This is a genomic window from Paractinoplanes rishiriensis (assembly GCF_016862375.1).
Lineage (GTDB): Bacteria > Actinomycetota > Actinomycetes > Mycobacteriales > Micromonosporaceae > Actinoplanes > Actinoplanes rishiriensis.
Genome location: NZ_BOMV01000107.1, coordinates 15,753 through 41,177 on the forward strand (window position 1 = coordinate 15,753; position 25,425 = coordinate 41,177).

Here is a 25,425-nt window from a genome sequence, read left to right on the forward strand (position 1 = left end):
CCCCAGACTCGAATGCTGAGCGCACCGGCACCGGCACCAAAGGCATCCGCGCCAACCTGAACCGCCTGATCAACGGCACACCCCACGAGACCTAACCCATCCGACCCCAAGCGGGCAAGGCTGACGGGTCAGGCGGAGTCAGTTCGATCTCTGGGGTGTGCTGCCGCGCAGTAGGGCCGTCACAACGACCAGCTCCGGCTCGGTGGCGTACGTGGTGAAAGACATGGGTGGCTCGGCCCAACGGCCGTCCGAGGGATGTGCGGGGAGCCGGCCGGCCATCGTCCCGGACCAGACCGGGCTGCGGCCGGCGAATCGGTAGACCGTCGCGGTCAGCAATAGATCCTCGAACCGCATGACGTCGCGTGCCGTGGCGGTCTGATCATTCAGCTGGTAGACGGTGTGCTGATTGACCCCGATCCACCAGGTCGGCCGCGTGCGCACGTAGACGAATGTCGTGGCGGCGGGATCGTTTCGGTACACCCAGGCCGGGGCCTGCCGCATCGACAACACGCATTGAACAAAGTCCAGCATCGCCCGGCCGAGCTGTCGTTCGGCACGCCAGAACCGTACCCGGGCTACGGCAGTCCAGAGGAGCCATCCAGTGATCGCCACCGACAGGGCCGCTAGCCAACTGGGCAGCAGGACGATCACGGCCACAGCGGCAGCGGCGAACGTCGCCGCCGCGGGTACCTCGTAACCCCGGGGCAGGTCAGGGACACTGCGCGGCCAAGGCATCAGAGCAATATATTCGATCCTGCTGATCTGAGGCTGACGGTCACGGGGGTCGGACTCGGATGAGTGTCAGCATCGGCCAACTGAGCGCCGCAGGGGCAGGGGCCCTAGTTTCCCCGGCCAAAGCTTCCATAAGACACGCACTGCGCGGCGCTTGGGTCGGCTAGACCGGCCCCGTCAACCCACGCTCTTCAGCCTCACATGTGGTGAGGCTGGATCACCGGCATCAACGGTGGAATGGGTACGCAGTTGCGCACCAATTTCACCGCTTAAGACAGCCAAAACCAGCCGCACGCTTCGCCTGGACTCGGTTATTGCACGTGATTACGCCGCCTTAGATGCTACGTGGAGAAACGCGCCGACAGCGTTTCGGCGCAACACTTTAGGTCTTCTTTAAAAGATCGTCCGGGCGAGATCAACGAGTATCAACTGCGGACCGATGCACTCTATGCTCGTCTCGAATTTCCGGTTCTCTCGCCGGAGCATCCTCCAAAAAGAAAGGGTTCTTTCCATGCGCAGAGCAGTGACGGCGATCGCCGCACTGGTGGCCGCGGTCGTCGCGGCGACGACTTTCGCGGCGCCCGCTCAGGCGGCCGTACGCACTCTCGTGCAAGTCACCAACGGATGGTGTGTCCGACAGATCAGCAACTACCCGGACCTCCGGTCGTGCAGCACCGCGCCGACAAGCGCGCGGAACTGGACCTTTGTCAACAAGGGCACGTACAACGGCCACCAACTCTGGGCCTTCAAGAACGCCAGCACCGGGAAGTGCATCGACTCCGCTCCACTGATGGTCACGTGCAGCGCCAACTCGAATTACGAAAAGTGGGAGGTGTTCTACGTCAACACCGCATCGGGCCGCCGTATGGCGCTCAAGAATCTCGGCGCAGCACTTCATCGCGGGTCCCACGTCTGCATGACCTTCCGCAACCCGGCCGGCGCCGCAGGAAACCTTCTCCTACGGCCTTGCAACATCTACGACTCTTTGCAGCAGTTCCGCCCCTGACCGGCGGGAGTCGCTGAGTCCCACCAACAGTGGCCGTCACCCCATTGCGGGGTGGCGGCCACCTCGCTGGGGGGTCCGCATCACCGTCATTTACATCGGTCGATAGTCGCAGCAACTCTGATCGGCAGTGGATGTTCGAGCGGTTTCCTTCGCCGGCTGTCGATGCCGAATGTCGCCGGTAACCTGCGCCGACGCGGCCAGCCCAGTCCGGGATGGGACGGGTCGGCGGGAGAGAATACGTCGCCCGAATCGCTCATACAATCAACACCAAGGGGACGCGACCGAGGAACTCTGTTTAGCCGGAGCGATACAGCAGGCGAATACGCTACCCCCCCCCCGGACGATTGGCTGACTTGCGGACCTCACCGGATCTTATGTGATGCGCAATTTCCGCACTGTGCCGGCTGTCACGCCGAGCACGTCGGCGGCCTCCGCATCGCTGCAGCGATCCAAAACGTCCCGTAAACCCGGATATCCGCGCCGAAGGGCGCGATCGCGATAACGTCGCTGCCATCCCCCGGCATCACGGCGGCGCCAGACGTCTTGGTCGACCAGAATGACCGTGCACGCCAACCCGAACCTTGCTCGATACTGCGCCACAGTCCACTGATGTTGACGTCTGAGGTGGCGATCCAGTAGATGCCGCCACACCCCGCACTCGAGGCAACGCAACCGCCCGTCGGCCGCGACCGGCTGCGAACCGACGGGCACATCCGCCAGCCCGGCACGACATTGCTCGATGCTGCGCACGCTGCGGACCTGCCGCAGCTGCGCAGATACCCCGAGCTTGTTCCGCCAGTACCACACCCATCGGCGGCCGCGCCCGACCAGCGCGCCGACGTCGGCCGCCGGCCACGCTGCGGTCGCACTGATCAAATGCCGCAAGTCCCGGTAATGCAGTCGCCGCGCCACCGCGTGGAGTTCGGCTACCGCTGTCGCCGCCCGGCGGCGATTGGCATCGCCAAGGCGGTCGATGCGCGTCTGATCGGCCCGGGTGCGGTTCCCGACCACGATAAGCGGCGTCTCGGGCGCGAGCCCAAACTTCCGCCGGTATTGATCCGGGGACAGGTTGTGCACAGGCTTCAGGTGCCGACCAATACAGCGGTACCGCCCGCCGCAAACCATGCAGACTAGGAGTCCATCGTGCTGTGGGTGCGCCACCTGGGGCGGCAGGGACGTTGTCGCGGTCACCGCGGCGGACCCAGCCGGCGCGGTGACCGCGAAGACCGTTTTGGCCAACGTCTGCTCGCCGCGTCGGTCTGGACAGGCGTCTGGCGATTTTGGCTTCGCCCTCGACGGCCGCTTTCGGCGTGCGACCGGGGCGACGATACCCGACACGTTGAGGGAATCCCTCGGCGCTGACTCAATCGGTGCTGGCCGTTCCACATGCAGCGTCGACCTCCAGGTAGGACACGCAGGCATTGATCGATGTCGTTGCAGTTGCTCCGCCATCAGAAGGCTGGCGCGCATCATGTACTGAACGCAAAGGTCAATGCAAGAAGTACTAGACTTCTCGTTCAGGCCTTGCTGAGCGAACTGGATGGGCTGCCTGGAGGGGATGGGACGAGCCGATCGTCCCGGGAGGCGTCGCCAGGGTTCCGTGGGCAGGTATTTCGCGCCACCGCCGGTCATGCGTGATGCACGGCAATCCACAGAAAAACCCGGTGAGCGCGCGTTAACCGCATCGGAAGCGGATCACCTGGCGTGCCGCCAGATCCATGATCGATCAGGTCAGGCCCGGAGCGCCCCCGAGAAATCCCGGCTCGTCAACAGGCCCCAAATCGAGATCGACGCGCACCCGGCACCTCACGTGGGTGAGCGGACCGCCTAACCACGCCGACGTGGATTTCTCTTGGGAAATCAGCCGGCCTGGGCGGAACGACGGGCGGCAGTCTGGTCGAGCGACGGGCCGGCAGCCAGCAAGGTCAACATCTGAGCGGGTATCACGGTCGGGGTGACGCCGTTGTACCCGAGGCGGGGTAGCAGCTCCTTGCTGGCAAGGGGGTAGGCGACGCCGTTGTCGGTAACAATCACGACGACTCCGGTGGTGGCCGGGACGCCTGGCGTAGCGACGGGTGTGGCCACCACGCCGGTGGCGCGAGGCACGTACACCTCGTCAGCGGTCCGGTCGTTGCCGGCGATCAGGGTCCCTGCTGGCACGGTGGGGTCTGCTTGGATGTTCAGGCGGTCCGGCTCGCGGCCGGCAACGGTGACACAAGCTGACCGCATAGGCGGCGCCAGCGCCGGCACGGTGCCAGGAAGGCCGGTTTGGTCGCCGCCGAGCCGGGTCTTGGATGGAGGCAGACTCAGGAAGTTCGCGACAGGCTCCGGCGCCGAGGCGCCTTCCTGCGCCTGCAGCAAGCGGGACTGCACGTCGGTGATGGCGGCGATCCCGTCATCGAGAAGTACGGCTGTTTGCGTGCGCTGTGCGTCGGTCACGAGTTGGCCAGTACGCAGCCCGTCGACGATGCCTGACGGCTGTCCGGAAGGCGGCACGCTGGGTGCCCGAAGCTCCGGTCCCGTGGGTATGGCGTTGATCCATGCCGTTCCGACCGGCCACGGCTCACGCGTTTCCCATCCCAGGGCACGTCGCGTCGCCGATTCCTGCTCTCGGGGAATCGCGAAGCGACGGTTGCCGTGCACCAGGAACGACTCGCCTGACGGAGCAGAGACCAGCAGAGCTCGGCCTGCCGTCGTGACACTGGTTCCGCCGGGTACCGACGCGCCGACCACGACGGTGGTCCGCGGTCCGCTGTCCGCAGTCCTGGTGCACACCGACCAGTCGTTGCGCCTAAGCTGATCGCGAGCCGGTAAGGAATCGGGGGCGCCAGGGATGCCGAGGACAGGCCCCAAGGGGACACCGGAGAGCCGCTTCGCGGAGACAGACCGAACCTGAGCACCGGCATTGTCGGTCAGCAACAACGCTGAGGTGTAGTTGAGGACCGGGTGCAGCCGTTGGTCCGCCGCCAGGTAAACGTACTGCGCCCCGGTGCCTTTCTCCTGGAAGATCACCGAAGGATCCCTGGGATTGACAGCGTTGTTGCCAGTAAGCAGGCCATAGATCGCGACGCCGCCCACGGCCAGCGCCGCGACAAGCATACCGACCAGTGCCGTGGTTCCGGCTCGACGCAGGGGCGAGCGAGCAGGATCGGGGTCGTGCGCAACCAGCGCGGACACGACGCGCTGAACCGCGTACTGGTAAGAATGCACCTGATCCTGACGGGTGGCCACGGCGTCACTGTAGCCGCCCGGCTCCGCCCAGGTGTGCCCTGGGATGCTGGCCGAAACCGTCGGTCACCCGGTTCCGAACTTCCAATACGACGCCGCCTTCATTGCACTTCGGGCCAGCAACGGTACGCAACTGCGCACTTGATTCTGCCGGGCCACAATGACAGCGAACAGATCATAGGTCTGGTTATTGCGCGGTAACCGGACGCCGGGATGCTACGCCGCGAAATCCGGCAACTCCTTGCAGTGCGCTATTCTAAATAGGTGCTTAAATAGCGCGTGGATACACCCCGCATGGCATTGACCGACACGCCTAGTGCCTTATGCTCGGAACGCGATTCGCCGGAGCCTCATGTATCGAGTGCCAGCGATACCCAAAGGTGGCACGGCCGCCCCTCAGACGACGGCCGCCTCTCCAGGCGTAGCCGGCAGTGCGGGAAATGGACAACATCTTTCAACGGGCCAGTGGCAGGAGCTCCGGCATCATGATCGATCAGAACGTCGTCGTTCGGGCGTTGGCGATGGCCGTAGCGGCCGTCGCCACGGCCTTCTCCGTACTCGTCTTGGTTCACGACAGCGGCACCGCCGGACACCACCCGCATGAGCAAACCGATATCGGTGTCATTCCGCCATCTCGTTCCGGGTTCGGATACCCGCCCGACGTTCCCGCTACACCTGTTACCAGATGGCCTGCGCGCCCGGATGATTCTAGGTAGCCCCACGGGATAGAGCCAACCGGTCGAATGAACTGGCAACGGCGCCAGCTTCTGCCGACATTTGTACTCCAACTTAAGCGTGGTCCGGCCACATCTTCGACGGGGCATCCGGCGGTCTCTCGGGAAGACCAGGGCGGCAGCCGGTACCCGCCGTACCCTGCCTTCCCCTTCCCGCCCGCCGGGCACTTCGAGGGAAGGAACCCCTGGTGAGCACCACCTTCGGGCAGAGCACCGTGCTCGGTTATCCCCGCATCGGCGGCAACCGCGAGCTGAAGAAGGCCGTCGAGTCCTACTGGGCCGGCAAGATCGACGCCGCCACGCTGGAGAACACTGCCGCCGGGCTGCGTGCCGAGGTGTGGCGGACGCTGCGTAACGCCCGCCTCGACGCGATCCCGTCCAGCACGTTCTCCTACTACGACCACGTGCTCGATACCGCGGTCGCGGTCGGCGCCATCCCGCAGCGGTTCGCCCGGCTCGGCCTGCCGCCGTTGGACACCTACTTCGCGATGGCACGCGGCGTGGACGCCGAGCCCGCGCTCGAACTGACCAAATGGTTCGACACGAACTACCACTACCTGGTCCCGGAGATCGACGCGGACACGACCTTCACCGCCAACCCCGCAAATGCAATTTCCGAGTACGCCGAGGCACAGACACTCGGCATCACCACTCGGCCGGTGCTGGTCGGACCGGCGACGTTTCTGCTGCTGGCCAAGGGTGCTGACCCGTTTGCCCGGCTCGAGGACCTGGTAGCCGCGTACGCACGGATCCTGACCGCGCTGGCCGAGGCCGGGGTCGCCTGGGTCCAGCTGGACGAACCAGCGTACGTGGCCGACCGCACCCCCGACGAGATCAAGGCCCTGCACCGGGCTTACACGGCGCTCGGCGAGGTCGAGCACCGGCCGCGGATCTTCGTGGCCACCTATTTCGGCGAGTTGGGTGACGCGCTGCCGGCCCTGCTGGATACGCCGATCGAGGCGCTCGGCCTCGACCTGGTGGCCGGCCCGGGCAACCTGTCCCGGCTGGCCGCAGCCGGACCGCTGGGCGGCACGACGATCGTGGCCGGTCTCATTGACGGCCACAACATCTGGCGTACCGACCTGCGCGCCGCCATCGTGACCGGTGCGACGGTGACCGCGCTGGCCGACCACGTCGCGGTGTCCACCTCCTGCTCATTGCTGCACGTGCCGGTCGATCTGTCGGCTGAGACCAAGCTCGACCCGGCGCTGTCCGCCCGGCTGGCGTTCGCCCGGCAGAAGGTCGACGAGGTGGTGCTGCTGCTCGGCCGTGCCCTGCGCGACGGCACCGCTAGCCTGCCCGAACCGCTACCACCGGCCCCGGCCGCGTGGCGCCGCGACGACGTCCGGGCCCGGCTCGCCGCGCTCACCCCGGCCGACCGGCAGCGCGGCAGCTACCCCGCACGGGCCGAGGCTCAGCAGGCCCGGCTGAACCTGCCGGAGCTGCCCACCACCACGATCGGCTCGTTCCCGCAGACCGCTGAGCTGCGCCGGGCCCGCGCGCAACGACGAGCCGGAACCCTCGACGAGGCCGGATGCGAGGCGCGGATGCGCGCCGAGGTCGAACACGTCATCCGCCTGCAGGAACGGCTCGGCCTGGACGTGCTGGTGCACGGCGAACCCGAACGCAACGACATGGTGCAGTACTTCGGCGACCAGCTCAACGGGTTCGCCACCACCGAGTTCGGCTGGGTCCAGTCGTACGGCTCAAGGTGTGTCCGCCCGCCGATCGTCTACGGCGACGTCGCCCGGCCCGCCCCGATGACCGTGCCATGGTCCAGCTATGCCCAGTCGCTGACCGGCAAGCCGGTCAAGGGCATGCTGACCGGCCCGGTCACCATCCTCGCCTGGTCGTTCGTGCGCACCGACCAGCCCCGCGCCGACACCGCCGACCAGGTCGCGCTCGCCCTGCGCGACGAATGCCAGGACCTGCAGACCGCCGGCATCCGGGTGATCCAGGTCGACGAGCCGGCCCTGCGCGAAACCCTGCCGCTGCGCAAGGCCGACCAGAAGGCGTACCTGGACTGGGCGGTCGGCGCGTTCCGGCTCGCCACCAGCGGAGTCGCCGACGATACCCAGATCCACACCCACCTGTGCTACTCCGAGTTCGGCGAGGTCATCACCGCCATCGACGCCCTCGACGCCCTCGACGTCACCAGCATCGAGGCGTCCCGATCCAAGATGGAGGTCCTCGACGACCTGGCCGGCATCGGTTACCGCCGCGGCGTCGGCCCCGGCGTGTGGGACATCCACTCCCCGCGCGTGCCGTCGCACGACGAGGTCATCGACGCGCTCCGGCGCGCGGTCGCGGCCGTCCCGGCCCGACGCCTGTGGGTCAACCCGGACTGCGGCCTCAAGACCCGCGGCTACCCCGAGGTCGAGGCCTCACTGAAACGCCTGATCGCGGCCGCCGCCGCGGTCCGCGGCAACTGACCTCACCCCCAGCCGGGCGGGCTCTTGCCGGAGCCCGCCCGGCGCACACCGACACGAATGGAAGTGAGCATTGACAACTCCACCCGGTCGGCCGCCCTCGGCGTCCGCGCTGACCCTGTCGCAGATCATGGACCAGCACCACACCAACCTGATGGGCACTGTGCACGGCGGCCGCATCCTCAACCTGATCGATTCGGTCGCCGGGGTGGTCGCCGCCCGGCACTCTGAGGGCCCCGCGGTGACCGCCGCGGATGGACGAGACCGCTTTCCTGCAGGCGGTGCGGGTCGGCGACGTCGTGCACGTGCAGGCCCGCATCACGTGGGCCGGTCGCAGCTCGATGGAGGTCGCCGTCACCGCGACCGCCGACCGCTGGGACCGCGCCGTCCCGCCGACCAGGGTGGCCACCTCGCACCTGGTGATGGTCGCGGTCGACGACGACGGCAAGCCGCGCACGGTGCCGGCGCTGCTGCCGGAGACCGACGAGGACCACCGTGACTTCCGCCGCGCCGAGATCCGCCGCGAGCACCGCCTCGCCCTGCGCCGCGCCCTGGCCGAACAGGCGAACCTCGAATGACGGCAAGCCTGGACGGCTGCCGGCTGACGGTGTGCCGCGACTGCTGCTGCGGCAGCCGGGTGAAACACCCCGATGTCGATCACGACGCCCAGCTGGACCTCCTGCGCGACGCGCTCGCACCGCAGCATCAGGTGCGCACGAGCAACTGCCTGGACGTGTGCACCCAGTCCAACGTGATCGTCGTGCACCCGGCGCCGCGGGCGCGGCGGGCCGGGGCCCGGCCGGTCTGGTTCGGCCTGGTGGTGGAGAGCACGGTCGAGGCTGACCTGGTCGCCTGGGTCCCCGCCGGCGGCCCCGGCGTGGCCGACCTGCCGGCCCCGCTCGAGTTGTCGGTGATCAGCCCGCCGCCCGGGCAGTGACCCAGGGCAGCCGGCCGGCGGCCACCACCACCCGCCCTCCGTCAATCGTTGGCTGGACCGGGTTGCGGAGCTGCCGCGACCGGGCCGTCGTGCACCTCCACCCCGACCGTGGCCAGCGCCGCTCGCACCGCGTCGGCCCCGGCGAAGTATTTCTGCGCGCGCAGGTCTTCGCGCGCCGCGAGCAACTGCCGCACGAGCGGCCGCATACGCTCGGTGGGGTCGCGCAGGCCATCCGGTGCCACCTGCGCCTGTCGCAAGATCAGCGTGCGCAGCACGGCGCGGGCCTGCTCGGCGCCGTCGTCCTCCTCCGTGTCGGCGCTCCAGGCGTGCACGCCGGCCTCCAGATCGAGGATCGACCTGGTCATCGCCGGCGCGTCACCGCGGGCCAAAGCCTCGTCGAAGCGGCGTTCACAGTCGGCGGCCAGCTCGGTCACCGTCGGCCCCGCAGCCGCGACCACCGCGGACTGCCGCGGCACCGTGGTCCGCAGGACGGCGCCGTGGTGGGCGAGCCCGCGCAGGTCGGTCAGGGTCAGCGTGGTGCCGGCCGGCAGCACGGTGCTGTGCCCGCGGCGGCGCACGGTCAGCCCGCCCCGGCCGGCCACCTCGACGGAATCGGCCTCCGGGTCGATGTGGACCGCGGTGTGCTCGTCGACACCGAGCACGGCGGCGTCGTCGGGCAGGTGCTGCTCCATCACCCGCAGGCGGCGCTCGCCCAGATAGCAGAACCGGGTGTCGTGGGTGCCACCCTCCTTGTTGTCGTAGTGCGGCACCACCGCCACGCACAGATCCAGATGACGCAGCACGTCAAGCCCCTCGATCCAGTGGGACGGCTCGCCGGCCTTGTAGATCTCGTACACCGGAACCGTCCAGCGGCCCAGCGTCGCCGCAGCAGCGGAGGCGAACACGGTATGCCCGCGGCGCCGCACCATCCGGTCTTGCAGCGCCCGAGTGACCGCACCGGCGGTCCACCAGCGCATCGCATAGGTGGGGCTGCCCGGCCCCGAGAACAGCCACTCGGCGTTGCGGACCATCGCCAGACCGCGCACGCCGTCGTCCGGGCACGGGTCGTTACCGCCGCCACGCAGCCCCCGCGCCACCAACCGAACCGGCCCGCGGCGCCGGACCGCTGACCCCCTCCCGAATACGTCGGCCTCGAGGACGTCGGCGCGCACGCCTGCCGCCACCTCGCCTTCCTGCACCACACCGACCCCATGGTCGCCGCCGCCGTCGCCGCCCCTGCCCTCTGGCAACTGCTGAACGCACACCGTTCCGACGTCGCCGGCCGCCCGGCCGCAGACGCGACGCACCCCTGACCCCCGGACCGATTCACGCCGGGGGCGGCGTCGTGCTCATACACCGGACAAGTTCTCGCAGCGCATGCTGGTCACCGGTGAAGGCTCGCCCGCGCAGTTCGTCGATCAGGCCGCGCTCGCGAAGGAGCGGAGCCAGCACTGCCGATGCCGATAGCCCCGACCACGAAGCGCCGTCCGCGCGTTGGCGTAGCTCGTCAAGGAGGCCGAGCCGCGCCAATTCGTGAGCGAGTAGCAGATCGGCCTCGAAGGACGTCTCGGCGTGCACGCGCAGCTTTTCCAGAGCGCCGCTCTCGGCCAGCAGACGGGCGTGCTGCTGCAAGACTTCCGGGTGCCGCCACGGACGCAACAGTGCAAGAGCATGCCTGGCCTTGCCCTGCGCATACAGGATTCGGGCCAGTATCCGGGCGTGGTCGACCTCGAACGCCGGGGCGGTCCACAGACGGTAGATTGCAGTCTTGATGTCGCCGCGCTCGGCGACGATCGCCGCGAGTTCGGCGATGGCCTGCGCATTCCCCGTGAATCCGAGCATGCGCAGCTCCGCGACGTCGCCTCGCGCGGCAAGCCCCTCAAGAAGCTTGTTGCGGGCGCGGCTGTCGCCGGCACGAGCCCGCGCTGCCAGTTCGCCGATCTCCCCTCGCTCGGCCAGCCACCCCGCCAGCCAGCTGCGTGCATGCCAGTCTTCAGCGTCCGCCAGCGCTCGGATTTCCTCGGTCCGGTCGTTGTCGGCGAGCAAGTCGACCAGTGCTTCGGAGGTGAACTTGTAGTCAAGGTCTGCGTGTATGCGTAGCACTGCGATCGCCTCGTCGAGATCGCCTCGCTGGACAAGCAGCCGGGCCTCCTGCATGACTTCTTCATTCCCGCCGCCGCTGTCGGTACGGGATCTGAGCAGGGCCAGCGCGGCGTCGAGGTGGCCGTGATCGTGCAGGAGCTTCGCGGTTTCCGCGACCCGCTGATCGCCGCGTCGGGAACCGCGCGCCACGCGAATTGCATCGGCGATCTCACCCCGTGAGGCGAGTACCTCGGCCCACCGCCACGCGGCGTGCGTGTCACCTTGCCCCGCCCGGGCGCGCAGGTCGTCGAACCGGCCGGCGTCGGCCAGCAGGTCGACGTGCTGCCGCTCGCCATGCAGGGATCGTGTCCCGACCGTCCGGCGTTGCGGCAGGGCCAGAGCATCGGCGGTTCGTCCCAGGGCAGTGAGCGCGTCCGACAGCCACCTCAGCGCGTGCTCGTCGCCGCTGTCGGCATGCTGCCGCAGGACCGCGAGCGCGTCGTCGGTCTGGCCTCGGCCGAACAACAGGCGGACATGTACCATCCTCGCGTTCTGGTCGCCATTCCCAGCCCGCGCACGTAACTCATCGAGCTGATTGTTGGCGGCTAACCAGTTCGCCAGCCGCCAGGCTGCCCAAGAGTTCCCGGCCTGTGCGAGGGTGCGAAGCTCGTCGGCGGCACCCCGATCGGCCAGCACGTCGGCCAACAACCGGGCCGCTCGTGAGTGCTGGGGCGCACGCCGGCGCAGCAGACTTAGGGTGTCGACGCTGTCCGGGGCAAGCAAGGCCAGCCACATGAGCGCGTCGGCATCGCCGCCATCGGCGCGGATGCGGAGGTCGTCGAAGCGACCGAGCTCTACTGACGCCTCGATGAGCCGCGCGGGATTGGTGTCGTTCCGCCCCCTCGGCACCGTGTAGATCTCGTCGGCCCTTCCCAGCCTGCCGAGCAGATAGATCACTAGCTCGAAGTCGTCTTCGTACACCCGGCGTCCCCCGGCGAGCAGAACGTCGAGCGCGGCGCGGTACCGGCCGCGGTAGACCAGCAGCCGCGCCAGCCAGGAGGTATGGAAATGATTGAGCCGCGGCTGATCTTGTAAATAGCGGATGGCGCCGTCGATGTCACCCCGATCGACGAAGGCGTAGGCGACGCATTCCACCGCGATCTGATCACCGCCCGCCGCTCGGGACCTGAGCTCGTCCATCCGTCCCTGCTCCCACAGTAGGTAAACCAGTTCCCGTTTGCCTCCGTGGCCCTCGGAGTCGACCCACGAGCGCAGGTAGTCCAGTCGGCCGTGGGTGTACAACAGCCGCGCCAGCTGACTGGTCACGTCCCCATCGATGTAGCTTGGGGCGGTGAGCGGACGAAGTACGGCTATCGCTTCGTCGACGCGGCCCTGGAGGGCCAACACCCGTGCCAGTCGCCGGGTGATGCTGCTGCGGAAGCGTCCGCACTGCTCGGCCAGTGAGCGCAACTGTTCGACCCGCCCGTGTTCCTCGAGCAGAGCCGCCAATTGATCGACCAAGCTGTAGTCACCGACCGGCGCCCGGGGTGTCAGCACCTCGATCGCCAGGTCAGGTTCGCCTCGGCGGGCAAGCCCGCTGGCCAAACGCCGAGCCGCGTAATCACTGCCGGTGGCAGCAGCCTCCCGCAGCTGCTGCGCCCGCACACCGTCGGCCAGCCGGTCCTGCAGTAAGGCGTGCCGGAACTGCCACGAACTGCCGGCCCGGCGCAGAACTCCACGACGATTGGCGTCGTCAGCGAAGTGCAGCAGTCGCCATGGCAGCGCCCGGCGGAAGGCCAGGACGGCGTGGGAGAGGCGAAAACGTGCCCAATTCCACCCTCCCGCGCTCGCCGCTGCGGCCGCGCCGAACACGCAAGCAGTAACGGCTGCGACACCCCAGAAGTCTTGGAGACGGAAAATGGTCGCTAGTGCGACCGCGATCAACCCAGCTGGAATTCCGGCAGCCAGCATCGCCGATACCGCGTTGACGCGAGTCGCCCGCAGGGTGTCGCGTTGATCGCAGATCCGCACCCGCGACGCGGCCGAAGGCACCGGCAGACAGGCCACGACGACCGCCCAGATCAACCCAGCCGAAACCGGCACCCACACATTTCCGTGGAGCAGTCCGCTCAGCAGGCCGAACCCGGCGCCGAACGACAGGCTCACCACCAGACGGCGAGCACGCCGGTCCCTCGAACGAAAAATCTTCAAGGGTGTCGGCGGATAGCCGTCCGGCCACAAGGTGCGAAACACCCGGAGCCGGCTGATCATCGTCGCCACCACCGTGCCCACGCCGATCCGCACCACGTCGCGGCTGTCGCCGAACAGCGCGACGCCGCCGCAGACAAGCGCCGCCGGGGTGAGTACCGTCATCAGCCACAGCACAAATCTGACCAACAGCGGGCGCGTGGCGAGCAGCGTTGGCGACAGCTCCCACCACCACAGGTCACGGCCGCCCCCCCGATGAAGGTGGTAAGCGAGGGTGCCGAGCCAACGAAGTGCCCGCTCCGGCCGATATCCGGTGCCCGTCACGTCGCCTCGATACACGCGGTCCAAATACAGCTCGAGGAGCATCCGGCTGACGCTGGCCGGATGGGGATGGCCAAGCAGAATCCCCGGATCGGTTTCCGGGCTCCGGAATGCGCTCCTCGCGAGGGTGACCATCAACGGGGTCGACAACGCCTGCACGAGGACGGGATCGTGCCCGCCGCGAAGCCTTTCGAGCACAATCGTCCAGCCGGGCCGGATCGGGCCGGATCCGGTGAGGAGCGCGATCGCGTCTTCGAGGTTCACCGGTTCCAGCTCGACCACGGCAGCACGGGACAGTGCCGTACCGTGCCGGGCCACCGCCCGCTCATACTCGCCGCTACGGCAGGTCACCACCAGAGGCCGACCAGGCGCCGCGTAGCGTTCAAGGATCTCGATGGCCCGCGTCAGCCGGTCGGCCGGAAGTTCGTCGAGTCCATCCAGGACGGGCATGATCAGCCCATGTCGGAGCAGCCTCTCAGCGAGCGTGTCGCGCTCGCCGAGGAAGCCATACTCCTCGGCGAGCCGGCGTGCGGCGTACTCCCCGATGCCTTCGGTGCCGGGGTCCCACGACGCGATCGGCAGCAGCACGGGAACCGGCTCGTCAGGTCGAGGATTCCCGGCAAGCTCGACGGTGAGCAACATAGCCAGAACGGTTTTGCCCGCGCCCGGTTCGCCGAGCACGACCAGTTGCCGCTGCGGCAGATCACGCAGGGCCTCCCCGATCTCCGCGACGTCGCCTGCCAGCGGCAGTGTCCGCCAATCGGTCCCCTCCGCCGTGCCCAGCACAGCATCACGGCTGGCCGCAACCGGGCGCCCGGTCGACGACCATCGCACACGTAACGGGAGCGGCAACACCTGCCGAAGGGCGGCCTCCTCGGCCCATTGCAGGCTCACCTCGCGGCGCAATGCCGATGCCGCCCTGCGCAGCGCGGCATCCGGACCCGCGCCGGTGATGACCTCCACCAGGTCCGGGACGGCGGTGACGTGACCGGCCGGAGGGTGAACATGGACGGTGGTCAGTTCATCGACATACCCGCTGACGGCCACGCCGCCCGCGGTCGCTGTCGCGGCGCCGGTGCGATCCACCGTCGCGCGCCGCCGGATCCATCGTCGTTTCATCGGCACTCATCCCACCGGACTGGCCGATAAGGTTACCAACTGTGCTCTCACCACTGCGATGCGGCACACTCGACACATGACTGCCAAGCGGATCGTGCTCTTGGTCACCAGTCTCGTCGTCGCGGCATTGGGCACGTTCTTCGCCCTCGCCCGGTGGGACACTGCAAGCCGGGTAGCCTCCGTCGCCTCGGCCCTGGCCGGTGTGGCGGCCGTCGGCGTGGCCGTGTGGGCCGCCCTGCCGGCCGTCGGCGGCAGAGGCCACGCCGTCCGGACCGGCTCGGCAACGGCTGTTGGCCGAGACAGCCACGCGAACAGCGGCGTAATCGACGCGGGGAACTCGGGCTCGGTCGCGAACCGCACCGGCAACGCGCAGGCGGAGAACGGTGGGCAAGCCAACACCGGTGTGGACAGGCGTCCATAAACTGCGATGCCGCGCCGGCCAGCAAACCCCCATGCCAGCCATCGTGAGGTTCCGGACGAGCTGGTCATGTTCCAATCAGAAAAGCTCACCGAAAGGGCACGGGAAGCCACGAGAGGGTCGTTGAGGCCCCAGTTCAACGGTCCACGGAGTGCTGGGGAAGCCCGGCCTGCCGGGTGGACATGACGATTCAGCGGCCCATTGCTTCCGGCCGCCGGGCATCCCGACACGATCAACACTGACGTTGCCGCAGGTCAATCACAAGGTCAGCGGACGAAGTACAAGGCTGTAGTTCACCGAGGCGAACCGTTCCGTGCCCGCAACAGCTCTACTGCGTGATTCTTCGAAGCGGCCCACACAACATCGCCTGAGCACGCGTGGAGTCCGGTCACCGTCGCCGAGCACCAGATCGAAATCGGAGAACAGTCCGCAAAGACATGACCACCCTCGCCGAACACACCGTGCAGGCCGCCGCAGGGCAGGCCACCACCGCGGAGAGCCGCTACCAGAACACCAAGTGGTGGGTCATCGTCATGCTCGCCGCCGGCACCCTGATCGGCTTGATCCTCTCGACCGGCATCACCCGCCTGATCGTCCGGCCCCTGTCGCGCTGCGCCGTCGCCCTGGAAAAGGTCGGTGCCGGTGACCTCACCGTCCGCGTCCAGGTGGACAGCACCGACGAAGTCGGCCAGATGGCGCGCACCCTCAACCAGACCGCGGCCGCGATGGCCGGCACCGTCAGCCAGGTACACGCCAGCTCCGACCTGCTGGCCTCCGCCTCGGAACAACTGTCCGCGGTCTCCACCGAGCTGTCCTCCTCCGCCCAGCAGACCGCCACCCAGGTCAGCACCGTCTCCCATTCCGCCGACCGGGTCTCCGAAGGTCCAAGCAGTTTCCGCCGGCGTCGACGAAATGGGCACCTCCATCCGGGAGATCTCCAACAGCGCCAACGAAGCCGCCGGCGTTGCCGCGGACGCCACCCGCACCGCCGAGTCCACCAACACCAGCGTCGCCCGGCTCGGCGAAGCATCCGGGCAGATCGGCACCGTCGTCGCGCTGATCACCTCGATCGCCGAACAGACCAACCTGCTCGCGCTGAACGCCACCATCGAAGCCGCCCGCGCCGGTGAAGCCGGCAAAGGGTTCGCCGTCGTCGCCTCCGAAGTCAAAGACCTCGCCCAGGAAACCGCCCGAGCGACCCAGGACATCACCGCCCACGTCGCGTCCATCCAGACCGAGACCGACAACGCGGTCACCGCGATCCAACAGATCGCCCAGGTCATCGGCACCATCAACGACTACGCCACCACCATCGCCGCCGCCGTTGAGCAGCAGACTGCTACCACCGCCGAGATCGCGCGCAGCGTCAGCCAGGCCGCCGACGGCTCGTCCAGCATCGCCGGCACCATCTCCGGCGTAGCCCAGGCCGCCCAGCAAGTCACCTCCGGCGCCACCGACACCCAGCAAACCGCCGCCGAACTCGCCCGCACCGCCACCGAATTACAGACAACCGTTGCTATCTATCGCACGTAGGTACACGCAGAGTGGTACCTGCCGTCCGGCTGTCTGCCGATCCGTCAATGGCGCCGTCGCCCCAGCCGACCGGAGCTCGAGGCGGCCTGCCGTGACGTCGCCGAGCAGGTCAGCCAGCGAACCGACCGCGAGACCCGCCGCCGGGTCCAGGCACTGGCCGCGGAGCAGGCCCGGCTGCACCCGCTGCCGCAGCAGCCGTGTTCACCGTCGCATTCGGCACGACCCACCCGTTCGACGCAGGCGCTTGCCCTCCGAGTGAGGAGTCAGAGCGCATCGCCGCTGAGCAGCAGGCAAATGTGCGCCGTCAAAGCGAACGGCTCGGCTTACTGACCTCGGCGGGGTGAGCGCCTGCTACAAGCATTCACACGTCCAGGCGATGTCGGGAACCTGCCGCGAGCGCGGTATCCAGCATGGCCAATGCCTCTTCGCTGACGGCAGTCAGCCGCCGCAGGATCGACTGGGGCAGCGTCCCGGTCCCGAGACCCGCTTCCGCGGCTAGGTGGCTGAGGCGGCGACGTTGGGCGTCGGTGACTCCCTCGACAGGGTCACGGAAACCGAGCACGTCGCGGGCGGCGTATCCATCGGCGGAGTTGATCGCGTCTTCTGCGACCCGGGTGAGCAGGACACTCGCTGTGCTCGTACTGATGTTGTTGGTGAGGGTGGCGATGGTGAGGCCGAGTCGGGCGCGGTACGAGGCGTAGTTGGCGGTGCCGGTGCTGCCGTCGTACCGGGCTACGGCTGCCGTCACCAGAGGCACCTCGCCGATTGCCGCGGTCGGTTTGTCGCCGGCGTGAAGGCACATCAGTTGAAGGCACGCCGCCACGTCCTGCTCCCAGGCTTCGGTGGTGGTGCTCTCAGCGAGCAGCGCGCGTGCCTGCTGGCCGTCGCCGCGCAGGCAGAGGGCGATGATCGCGGCTTGGCGGCCCTCCATCAGGTGATCGCCGATGCCGTTGTGGTGGCGTGCGTGGTCGGCGGCGTCGTCCCAGCGGCCGGCGTGGGCGAGGGCGCGGATCCCTTCGCCGATGAGTTGGAGCCAGACCCATTGCCGTAGCTGACGCCGGTCGGCCGGTTCGCCGAGGAGGTTGGCCAGGGGAAGGCTCTGGTCGGCGATGACGAGGTCGCAGCGCTGGGTTATGGCGTCGTACATCGATTCCAGCAAACGGAGGGCGGCGGCGCCTTGGTCGGTGCGGATCTGGATGCGGGCGAGGTTAAGTACCGGTTCGAGCAGGTAGCGGGCTTCGAGGATGGTCAGGGGACGTCTGGCGTTGCGGTAGGTGTCGATGTGTTGCCAGCACAGGTGCCGGGCGAGGTCGGTCATGCCGGCGTCGCTGGCGATCAGGGCGGCCTTGTTGAGGGCGTGGGCGGCGTCGGCCATGCCGTGGCCGGCTCTGTGCCGGGCGGTGTCCACGGCTTCGGCGATCTCTCGGACGCGTGCCGGCAGTGCTGGGCAGTCCGGCCGGGGGCGGCCGAGGAGCGGGAACCGGCGGACAGCGGCGGTGAGCTGCGGCGACGCAAGCATGAGTCAGCTCCGGGGTAGGGTGGCGGCTTTCCCGGCGTGGGCGAGGATGCCTTGGGCTTTTGCGGGCAGGCCGAGCCGGTTCCAGTGGAAGATCACGATCTGGGCGATGGTGGCCCGGAGGCCGCGGTCGAGGCGGTTCGCGGCGGCGGCTTCGCCGAGGAGTTTTCCTGCTTCGACGAACGCGGCCAGCCAGGGCGCGGCGCAGGCGAGTTCGCCGCTGGGTGTGAACAGCGGCTGGTCGGTGGTGATGTCGATCGCGAGCACGGACCGGACCTTGACGGCGAGCGCGTCGATGTTGGCGGTGTTGTGGTCGGCGGGGGCGGGACGCATGTGGGCGACGCGGTCGAAGACGTCGCCGGTCTCGAACCAGTCGAGCCCTGCGTGCTGGAGCATGGCCCGGATGAGTAGCAGGGATAGTTCGCGGCGGCCGAGCGCCGGGTTGTGCTGCCGGGCGTAGGTGAGGACGCCTCGGCTGTCGGCGCAGAACAGGTCGTGGACGATGGGCATGGCGGTCTCGCCGCCGAAGGCTGCGGTCTCGGGTTCGTAGATGCCGCGCTGCCAGCCGGTGATCGTGCCGGTCGCCACGAGGCCATCGAAGAGTGCCTCGACGGCGTGGTGGTCGGTGGTGCGGACGCGTACCCGCCAGTGCGGGTACTTGCGCAGAAACCACCAGGGCGCTGCGTTGTCGAGTTCGTCCAGGCGGCCCGCGACGTGGGCCGCGAATGTTGGTTCGGCGCCGGCCCACTCTGGCCAGGTGATGTGCGCTTGAAACCAGTTTCGTTCGTGTCTGCGGTGTAGGGCGGCCCGGCCGGCGGCTCGGTAGGTTTCCACCGCCTCCGACAGGTCGATGCCGTCGATGCCGTCGATGGCGGAGTGTTCGACGGCGGTGCCGGCGAGCACCGCTTCCACGCGGTCGGCGAGTTGTCCGGTGGTGGGGGTCAGGCGATCAGTAGGCATGCGTCCCACCTCGTGCAGGTGTGGCGGGCGTTGACGGTCTCCTTGACCAGGTGGACGCCGGTGGCGCCGGTCAGGAAGCCGCCGGCGTCTTCGTCGTCGGTGTGGGTGAGGAGGTCGGCGAGGGCGGGAAGCTGCCGGGCGATCACGGGATTGGTGGTGTCGGCGGCGGCCCGGTGCGCGGTCTGGTAGAGCCCGGCGAGGCCGTGGCAGATGCCTGGGTCGGTGAGTCGGTCACGCTGTGGGCTGGTCAGGCAGGCGGCGAGGGCGTGTTCGGCGATGGTCTTACGGGCGCGGTCGCCGGTGGTGATGGCCGCGAGTTGCAGCGCGCGGGCGATGCCGGGTGCGCCGTAGCACCACGACGGCCGTGGCGGGCAGTCGTGCGGGAGATGACCGGTGCGCAGGTCGTGGCGGGTGATCCATTGGGGCCACCATGGGCCGTGGGGGGATTCCTGCCGCCATTGGTCGAACCAGGCGCAGAGCCAGCTGATCGCCTCGGTCTGCCCGGTGACGTGGTGGCCGTGGCGGGCGGCATGGGCCAGGAGTGCGAGGAGGCCGGCCGCGCCGTGCGCCATGCCGAGGTTGGCGTGCCCGCCGGGCGTCGGGTACAGCGGGTCGGGGTCGTGTTCGACCCACCATCCGGGGACGTGCAGGCCGTCGTGGTAGCAGGGTTCGGCGAGCCGGACGAGATAGGACAGCACCTCGCCGAGTTCGTCGCTTCCGGGCGCCTGGTACAGCAGGAGAGCGCCGAAGCCGATCAACCCGGTGAACAGGTCGTACTCGCCGAACGTGGCCGGGCGGCTGGCGCAGAGCCGCTGGGCGGCGTGGGTAAGCCGAGTCTGGGTGAGTCGGCGGATGTGGTGGTCGAGGGCTTGCCGGGCCGCCGGGTAGCGGTCGCGGCCGTCAGCGGTCGTGGTGTGCAGCAGGAAGGCGATGGCCGGCGCACCGTAGTAGAGCCCGGCGTGCGCGGCGGCGTCGACCCGGCCCGCCGCCTGCTGGATGAGGCGGTGCGCGCTGGCCCAGTCCCCGGCGCCGTTGACCGCCCGTTCCACCGCGAGCAGCGCATGGCCGATGATGCCGGAGGCCAGGGACTGCGCACCGGATTCGGCCTCGGTGAGGGTGATTGGCGTGGCGGCGGTCATCGGTGCCCGGCCGGGCTCAGGTAGCGCAGGGCGACGGCGCGAGCGAGGTGGTTCGTCTGGCGTTCGAAGGCGGGATCGACGCCGAGTGCCCGGTGGTGATGCTCGCGCAGCAAGGTTCGTAGCACACCGGGCGGGGCGCCCTCGGCGCCCAGAACTGCGGAGTAGGCGCGTAGCACTTGCCGCCGCGCTTCCCACGCGGCGAGGACCGCCTCGCCCTCTGCCGAAGCGCGGAGCCGGGCAAACTCGCCGGCCGGGCAGGCCAGCTCACGGGCCAGGTCGCTCAGCGCCCGGTCGGCGGGTTCGGTGTGCCCCTTGAGATCCTTCAGCAGCGTCCGGTAGCCGACGGCCGGGTCCGGTGCCAGCCCAGCGGCGATCTCGGCCAGGGACACGGCGGCGAGCGCCTGGCCGGAGATGCCGGTCTGCTCCGCGAGGCGCAGCTGGGCGATCGCCGCGGTGGTGTCCGCGGCGAAGACGCCCTCCGCCGCAGTCGGCGAATGACCGTAGCGGCTGGGCTGCTCGTGGTAGGCGGCGAGGACGAGTTCGTTGGGCAGTCCTCGAGCGTGCAGGTCGTCGGCGAACTGCCCGAGACGGGCGGCGACCGCGCCGTATGCGGCCGGCCCGGCGAGCCGGAAGTAGAGGGACAGGTGCTGGTCGGCGTCGAGGCGAATCATGTCCCGGTGCCGGTTGGCCCACCACCGCAGTGTTCCGAGGTCGGTCAGGCTGTCCGCGAATGCCGGTAGGTGTTCGGTCAGCAGGTCGTCGAACCGGGCGGGATTGCCGATCAGGCGGGCGTGGATGACGGCGGACGCCCCGGGCCGGTGCGTCCAACCGATCGTGGCGGTGTCCGGCAGGGGTCGGGCTACGGGCGTGGTGAGCGTCATCGGGATGACGAACTCGGCCGGGCGGTCGATCCAGCCGCCACGGTCGATAGGTGCGTCTTCGCGCAGTTCGAGCCGGCCGGCGCGGCGCAGCCGGGTGTCCAGTTGCCGCCGATCGGCCGGTTCGTCCACGTTGATCGGCAGGCGTAGCTCGCCGTGGCACACGATGACCCGGGCGGGGACATGCCAATGTCGCCGCCACCGGTCGAGGGCTTTGTCCCACGTGTCTGCGTCACCGGCTGGGTTCGCTGCGGTGAGGTCCGCGGTGGTCAGCCACCAGCGGGCCGGCGCCAGCACCGTGTGCCGGTATCGGATGCGAGGCGCATACGGCAGAGTGCGGGCGGCGGCGCCGAGGTCGAGCGGGCCGAACACGGCGGTGCGGGCGTCGCCGACTTCGGCGAGGAACCGGGCCAGCGGCGGCATCTGCACGGCGGCCAAGGCGTTCGGCACGTAGGCGATGACCCGGCGGCCGGTCGGGGCGTGGATGAGGTAGAGCTGGTCGGCGTCGGCGGTGACCGCGAGGTAGTCGATGCTGATCACCTCGCCATCCGGATGCTCGCCGACCGACACCACCCGCGCCGTGTGCCGGCCGACGCGCGTGACGTTTTCGTTGTGCACCCGGCGGGGCGGGAACGACACCTGCGCCAGGATCACGTCCCGGCTCTGGCCTGCCGCGTAGGTCTGGTTCAACCGGTCGCGGTCGGCGGCATCCAACAGGTAGGCGAACCGGCCGGCCATGCTGGTGTGCGTGCGGGGCGCTGCGGTGATCCGTAGCTCGAGGTGTCCGCGGTTGATCGCCTCGGTGGACGTCGCGTGGACGCAGACCCCGAGTTCCAGCCGGGCCGGCGGCACGACGGCGGTCGGGTCGCCCACGGTCAGTGCCTCGATGTCGGCGTCGGTCAGCAGGATTTCGTCGGCGCCGTCACGCATGGCCTTCTGCATGAGGGCCAACATGTAGGCGTCGCGTTCGGTGAGCATGCGCCACGCCGGCCGGGCGCGCGGGGCGCCGAGGTATCCGGGCGGGTAGCCGAGGCCGGAATCGGCGACGAGATCACGGACGCCGACCAGGGCGCCGGGACCGTAGCGGGCGCGGAAGCGTGCGTGGTAGTCCAGCCACGCATGTGACCCGAACGGTTGCGTGGTCACTCGCAGCAGCACCCCTGCCGCGGCCGCGGCCTCATCGAGAATCCGCTGCGGCAGACTCACGGTCGCGTCGAGCCGGACATCCACCGCGAGCGGCGGCTCCGCGGCTGGCGGCACGACCGCGACCATCAGCTTCTCGGCCACCGCCCGCAATGCCGCCTGCTGGCCGGGGTCTGCCTCCTTGTTGTGGCGTCGCAGCTGTGCATCGATTTCACCGAGCTGGTCGATCACCCCTCGACGGTCGGGCAGGTGCTCGCCGGCGTCGCGCAGGATGGCGAGAACATGGCTTAACGGGTCCACGGCGGTCATGGGCGGACGAAGATTCGTGATCAAGACCTGGCCGTCGATCAGGCCGTGCACCATCGCCTCAATGGTGGACGGTGCGGTCGGCGCAAGCTGCGCCGCGAGCTGCGCGACGAGGTCGTCGAAACCCACCGGCGTAGCGGCGCACGCGAGCGCGAGCCGCACCGGCCGAGTACAGCGCGTGGAGAGATCCCGTACCGGGCCGGGTGAGCGCTGGCCGGGTGCGGGACGGGCAGCGACGATGAACCGGCCGTCCCGGACTACGCCGCCGCTGTTGGCCACGACCATCAGCGTGCGGCGCAGAGCGCGATCCAGCTCCAACTGATCGACCACCCTGGTGAGCCAGTCCGCGTCGGCGCGAGCCACAGCGGTGTGCCGGTCGCCGATCCGCGCATCGGCGGGGCCGATCGTGACGGCGGTGACCCCGACGAACATACCGAATGGGGTGGCGCGCCGCTGCCACCGTGCCAGATAGGAGGTGATCGCCGTGACGGCGCGGTGCACGGCCCGTGCGGATGCGGCACCTTCGGTGAGGAGCTGGTGCATCCGGGCGGCGAGGTCGGGGCTGGCCAGGCTCACCGCGTCGCGCAGCTCCGGTCGTGACCAGTGGGTGGCCAGCCAAGCGAGTTCATCGAGCGCCGTGCCGGCCGGTGGAGGCGTGTCGACGGCGCCGGTGGTGGTGCTGGCGCGGACCAGCACGGGGCCGACCGGCCGGTAGGGGTGGACAACGGTCGGCATGCCGCTCCTCCATGCGAGCAAAAGGGGGCTGTCGGAGCCCGCGAGGCGGGGCAGGCTCCGACAGCGTCGGAGGGTTTGCTGCGCGGTTAGCGCGGGTCGTACGAGGACGTGGAGCAGGCGCTGCCGCTACACGTCGAACCGCAGCCGTCGTTGGTGTTGCACATGAAAACCTCCAGCGGCGTCGTTGCCTCGACCACGCGCATGTCCAGCACGAAGTCGTCGTCCGTGACGGCCTCGGCGTCAGCGGTGGTGGCGGCGTCGAGGACGGCAGCTTGCGGAGCCATCGACATCACTCTCCATACGGGGTGCGAAGGGATTTGTTGGCCACCTGGCCGATGCGGGGCGAAGCCGTGTGCGGCTTTACGCCCGCGGCGGCCAGGAGATTGTGACGATGCCTCGCGCCTTGTTCATGACGGAGGCGTCGGCGGGAATCTGGTTTTCGTCGCTGCCCGCCGGCCAGTACCCGAAGACCGGCTCGGTGTGGCGGCCGTCGTGGTCCCATGCCTGGATCTGCTCCACGACCGTCGTGGCGGCGAGTTGACCGTCGCGGCCGTAAGCGCGGGCACCGAACTCCACCCCGACGCCCTCCGGGGCGGGCCGAATCGCCAGGTAGGCGAACCCGGCACCGTGGACAGCGCCGAACGGGAACCAGGTGCCCCGTTCGTCGGCCAGCTCGGTGCCGTCGTCGACCGTCAGTAGGCAGAAGCCGGGCAGATGCCAGGCGAACCACAGGTGCAGATCGGCGAAGGAGGTCCGGTGCGGGATCGTCACCCCGGACCACACCTCGGTCCGGTCCGTGGCGAGCACCCCATCGAGTGGGCTCATGTCCTCGGGTGCGGCGGAATCGAACCGCAGCTTCACCTGTTTGCCGTTCGGATCGGTCAACAGGAACACCCGCTCCTCGTGGCGGCCGGCGCCCTGCATCGGCACGAACCCGGCCACCTCGATCGACGTGCTGACCAGGTGGCCGCCAGCCCGGCGGAACCCGATGGTCCGGGTGACCCCGTTCATGATCAGCGGTAGCACCAGCACACCGGTGTCGGCGAGCAGCTCCAGCCAGACCGGTGGGATGTCCCAGGCGCCCACGGTCACGATGATGGCGTCGAACGGGCCTTCGCCGGGTACGCCGTGCTCGGCGTCCGCGACCAGTACCCGGACCCGGCTGCCGTATCCACTCGCGTCGAGGAGTTTCGCGGCGCGGTCGATGACATCGGGGTCAATGTCGACGCTGACCACGCGGCCCTGGTCGCCGACGATCTCCGCGATCAGGGCCGCGTTCAGGCCGCCAGAGCCGACCTCGAGGACCGTCATGCCCGGCCGAAGGTCGGCCTGCTCCAGCATCCGCGCCTGGATATAGGCCGCGGACACCGACGAGAGTGCAACCCCACGCTGGTCGCGTTTGGTCACGACCGCGTCGTCCACCGCATAGGCCTGTTCAAGCGGCACGTCGTCCGGAACGAATCGCTCGCGGGCCACCGTCAGGAAGGCGGCCTCGACCGCCGGAGTGGTGATCTTCCCATCGGCGCGGAGGCTATTCACGAGCGCGGCACGGAACTCCGCTGCGCGATCCGGACTCGGCACGGTGTCGGTGGATCGACCGATCGGTGCGGCGACCGGCCGGGGCGCGGCACTGGGCTCAGACACGGGTGCTTCCCTTCGTCAGTGGCATGCTGTGGACAACGGACCTGGCCGGCATCAGGCACCATGCCCTACTCACCCGCACGGCTTCCGCCCTGCTGGGTTCGCGCGAGCCGGGCTGATTCACCTGGCTCGACGTTCGCGGTCAGCGCGCGCAACGCGTCCGGTAGTTGCTGGCCGGATCCGTGGTGCCACAGTGCCGATCCGGCAGTAATGCGACACACACGCAGACAACTGGACGCAGACGGCTGGCCCAAGATCGCCTTACCGTAACTGACCACAGAATGTTGCGAAGGACCCGCATACCGAGGCTCGTGAATGACAAATAGACCAATCTACTAAATCGTTGAACGGCGTATGCCC

The 25,425-nt window shown here is 68.9% G+C and carries 16 protein-coding genes and 2 pseudogenes; 7 read left to right on the top strand and 11 right to left on the bottom strand.

Annotation, left to right across the window (positions count from 1 at the left end; all coding sequences use genetic code 11):
- Positions 1–138: 138 nt before the first annotated feature.
- A complete protein-coding gene (locus Ari01nite_RS45150; protein ID WP_203790406.1) occupies positions 139–735 on the bottom strand; it encodes a hypothetical protein in 597 nt (198 codons plus the stop codon).
- Positions 736–1,243: 508 nt separating this feature from the next.
- Between Ari01nite_RS45150 and Ari01nite_RS45155 the strand changes: the two genes are divergently transcribed.
- Positions 1,244–1,738: a DNA-directed RNA polymerase subunit beta family protein gene (locus tag Ari01nite_RS45155; RefSeq protein ID WP_203790407.1), complete on the top strand. Its 495-nt coding sequence runs from the start codon at positions 1,244–1,246 to the stop codon at positions 1,736–1,738.
- Between the two features lie 372 nt (positions 1,739–2,110).
- On the opposite strand, the gene Ari01nite_RS45160 is transcribed toward Ari01nite_RS45155, so the two are convergent.
- Both Ari01nite_RS45160 and eccB read right to left on the bottom strand, forming a co-directional pair.
- Positions 2,111–3,370 (bottom strand): MucR family transcriptional regulator, encoded by a 1,260-nt coding sequence (locus Ari01nite_RS45160; RefSeq protein WP_307837828.1) that lies wholly within the window; start codon positions 3,368–3,370, stop codon positions 2,111–2,113.
- Positions 3,371–3,598: 228 nt separating this feature from the next.
- Positions 3,599–4,969: a type VII secretion protein EccB gene (gene eccB, locus Ari01nite_RS45165; RefSeq protein WP_203790410.1), complete on the bottom strand. Its 1,371-nt coding sequence runs from the start codon at positions 4,967–4,969 to the stop codon at positions 3,599–3,601.
- Between the two features lie 919 nt (positions 4,970–5,888).
- On the opposite strand from eccB, the gene metE reads away from it, so the two are divergent.
- The 3 genes and pseudogenes from metE (at position 5,889) to Ari01nite_RS45180 (ending at position 9,066) form a co-directional block, all read left to right on the top strand.
- On the top strand, positions 5,889–8,132 hold the full coding sequence (gene metE, locus Ari01nite_RS45170; RefSeq protein ID WP_203790411.1) for a 5-methyltetrahydropteroyltriglutamate--homocysteine S-methyltransferase: 2,244 nt from the start codon (positions 5,889–5,891) through the stop codon (positions 8,130–8,132).
- 127 nt (positions 8,133–8,259) lie between these two features.
- Positions 8,260–8,707 (top strand): annotated as a pseudogene (locus tag Ari01nite_RS45175) (acyl-CoA thioesterase).
- 23 nt (positions 8,708–8,730) lie between these two features.
- Positions 8,731–9,066 (top strand): hypothetical protein, encoded by a 336-nt coding sequence (locus Ari01nite_RS45180; protein ID WP_203790456.1) that lies wholly within the window; start codon positions 8,731–8,733, stop codon positions 9,064–9,066.
- Positions 9,067–9,107: 41 nt separating this feature from the next.
- Here Ari01nite_RS45180 and Ari01nite_RS45185 read toward each other — a convergent pair whose 3' ends face one another.
- Complete coding sequence (locus Ari01nite_RS45185) at positions 9,108–10,316, bottom strand: cysteine--tRNA ligase (protein ID WP_203790412.1); 1,209 nt, start codon at positions 10,314–10,316, stop codon at positions 9,108–9,110.
- Positions 10,317–10,392: 76 nt separating this feature from the next.
- Complete coding sequence (locus tag Ari01nite_RS45190; protein ID WP_203790413.1) at positions 10,393–14,796, bottom strand: NACHT domain-containing protein; 4,404 nt, start codon at positions 14,794–14,796, stop codon at positions 10,393–10,395.
- Positions 14,797–14,872: 76 nt separating this feature from the next.
- Here Ari01nite_RS45190 and Ari01nite_RS45195 point away from each other — a divergent pair, with 76 nt between their 5' ends.
- From Ari01nite_RS45195 to Ari01nite_RS50545, 3 genes and pseudogenes are all read left to right on the top strand, one after another.
- The gene (locus Ari01nite_RS45195) at positions 14,873–15,217 is read left to right on the top strand and encodes a hypothetical protein (protein WP_203790414.1); all 345 of its coding nucleotides are present in this window, start codon (positions 14,873–14,875) and stop codon (positions 15,215–15,217) included.
- Positions 15,218–15,747: 530 nt separating this feature from the next.
- Positions 15,748–15,876 (top strand): annotated as a pseudogene (locus tag Ari01nite_RS50540) (HAMP domain-containing protein); the annotation flags it as partial.
- Between the two features lie 250 nt (positions 15,877–16,126).
- On the top strand, positions 16,127–16,747 hold the full coding sequence (locus Ari01nite_RS50545; protein WP_239163564.1) for a methyl-accepting chemotaxis protein: 621 nt from the start codon (positions 16,127–16,129) through the stop codon (positions 16,745–16,747).
- Positions 16,748–17,108: 361 nt separating this feature from the next.
- Here the strand turns inward: Ari01nite_RS50545 and Ari01nite_RS45205 are convergent, their stop codons facing one another.
- The 6 genes from Ari01nite_RS45205 to fxlM form a co-directional block, all read right to left on the bottom strand.
- Positions 17,109–18,266, bottom strand: a complete 1,158-nt coding sequence (locus Ari01nite_RS45205; protein WP_203790415.1) for a hypothetical protein — start codon at positions 18,264–18,266, stop codon at positions 17,109–17,111.
- Between the two features lie 3 nt (positions 18,267–18,269).
- Positions 18,270–19,223, bottom strand: coding sequence for a thiopeptide-type bacteriocin biosynthesis protein (locus tag Ari01nite_RS45210; protein ID WP_203790416.1), 954 nt, complete (start codon positions 19,221–19,223; stop codon positions 18,270–18,272).
- Complete coding sequence (locus tag Ari01nite_RS45215; protein ID WP_203790418.1) at positions 19,205–20,362, bottom strand: lanthionine synthetase C family protein; 1,158 nt, start codon at positions 20,360–20,362, stop codon at positions 19,205–19,207. The genes Ari01nite_RS45210 and Ari01nite_RS45215 overlap by 19 nt, the downstream gene beginning before the upstream one ends.
- A complete protein-coding gene (locus Ari01nite_RS45220; protein WP_203790420.1) occupies positions 20,359–23,424 on the bottom strand; it encodes a lantibiotic dehydratase in 3,066 nt (1,021 codons plus the stop codon). The genes Ari01nite_RS45215 and Ari01nite_RS45220 overlap by 4 nt, the downstream gene beginning before the upstream one ends.
- A gap of 86 nt (positions 23,425–23,510) precedes the next feature.
- On the bottom strand, positions 23,511–23,708 hold the full coding sequence (locus Ari01nite_RS45225) for an FxLD family lanthipeptide (protein ID WP_239163565.1): 198 nt from the start codon (positions 23,706–23,708) through the stop codon (positions 23,511–23,513).
- Between the two features lie 76 nt (positions 23,709–23,784).
- A complete protein-coding gene (gene fxlM / locus Ari01nite_RS45230) occupies positions 23,785–25,068 on the bottom strand; it encodes a methyltransferase, FxLD system (RefSeq protein ID WP_239163566.1) in 1,284 nt (427 codons plus the stop codon).
- Between the last annotated feature and the right edge of the window lie 357 nt (positions 25,069–25,425).

Bases quoted from the DNA above. Each gene is read 5' to 3' on its own strand.
- Ari01nite_RS45150 (WP_203790406.1), bottom strand. From the start codon at position 735: ATGCCTTGGCCGCGCAGTGTCCCTGACCTGCCCCGGGGTTACGAGGTA.
- Ari01nite_RS45155 (WP_203790407.1), top strand. From the start codon at position 1,244: ATGCGCAGAGCAGTGACGGCGATCGCCGCACTGGTGGCCGCGGTCGTC.
- Ari01nite_RS45160 (WP_307837828.1), bottom strand. From the start codon at position 3,370: ATGACCGGCGGTGGCGCGAAATACCTGCCCACGGAACCCTGGCGACGC.
- Ari01nite_RS45205 (WP_203790415.1), bottom strand. From the start codon at position 18,266: ATGCTTGCGTCGCCGCAGCTCACCGCCGCTGTCCGCCGGTTCCCGCTC.
- Ari01nite_RS45210 (WP_203790416.1), bottom strand. From the start codon at position 19,223: ATGCCTACTGATCGCCTGACCCCCACCACCGGACAACTCGCCGACCGC.
- Ari01nite_RS45215 (WP_203790418.1), bottom strand. From the start codon at position 20,362: ATGACCGCCGCCACGCCAATCACCCTCACCGAGGCCGAATCCGGTGCG.
- Ari01nite_RS45225 (WP_239163565.1), bottom strand. From the start codon at position 23,708: ATGGCTCCGCAAGCTGCCGTCCTCGACGCCGCCACCACCGCTGACGCC.
- Ari01nite_RS45190 (WP_203790413.1), bottom strand. From the start codon at position 14,796: ATGAAACGACGATGGATCCGGCGGCGCGCGACGGTGGATCGCACCGGC.
- Ari01nite_RS50545 (WP_239163564.1), top strand. From the start codon at position 16,127: ATGGGCACCTCCATCCGGGAGATCTCCAACAGCGCCAACGAAGCCGCC.
- Ari01nite_RS45220 (WP_203790420.1), bottom strand. From the start codon at position 23,424: ATGCCGACCGTTGTCCACCCCTACCGGCCGGTCGGCCCCGTGCTGGTC.
- Ari01nite_RS45195 (WP_203790414.1), top strand. From the start codon at position 14,873: ATGACTGCCAAGCGGATCGTGCTCTTGGTCACCAGTCTCGTCGTCGCG.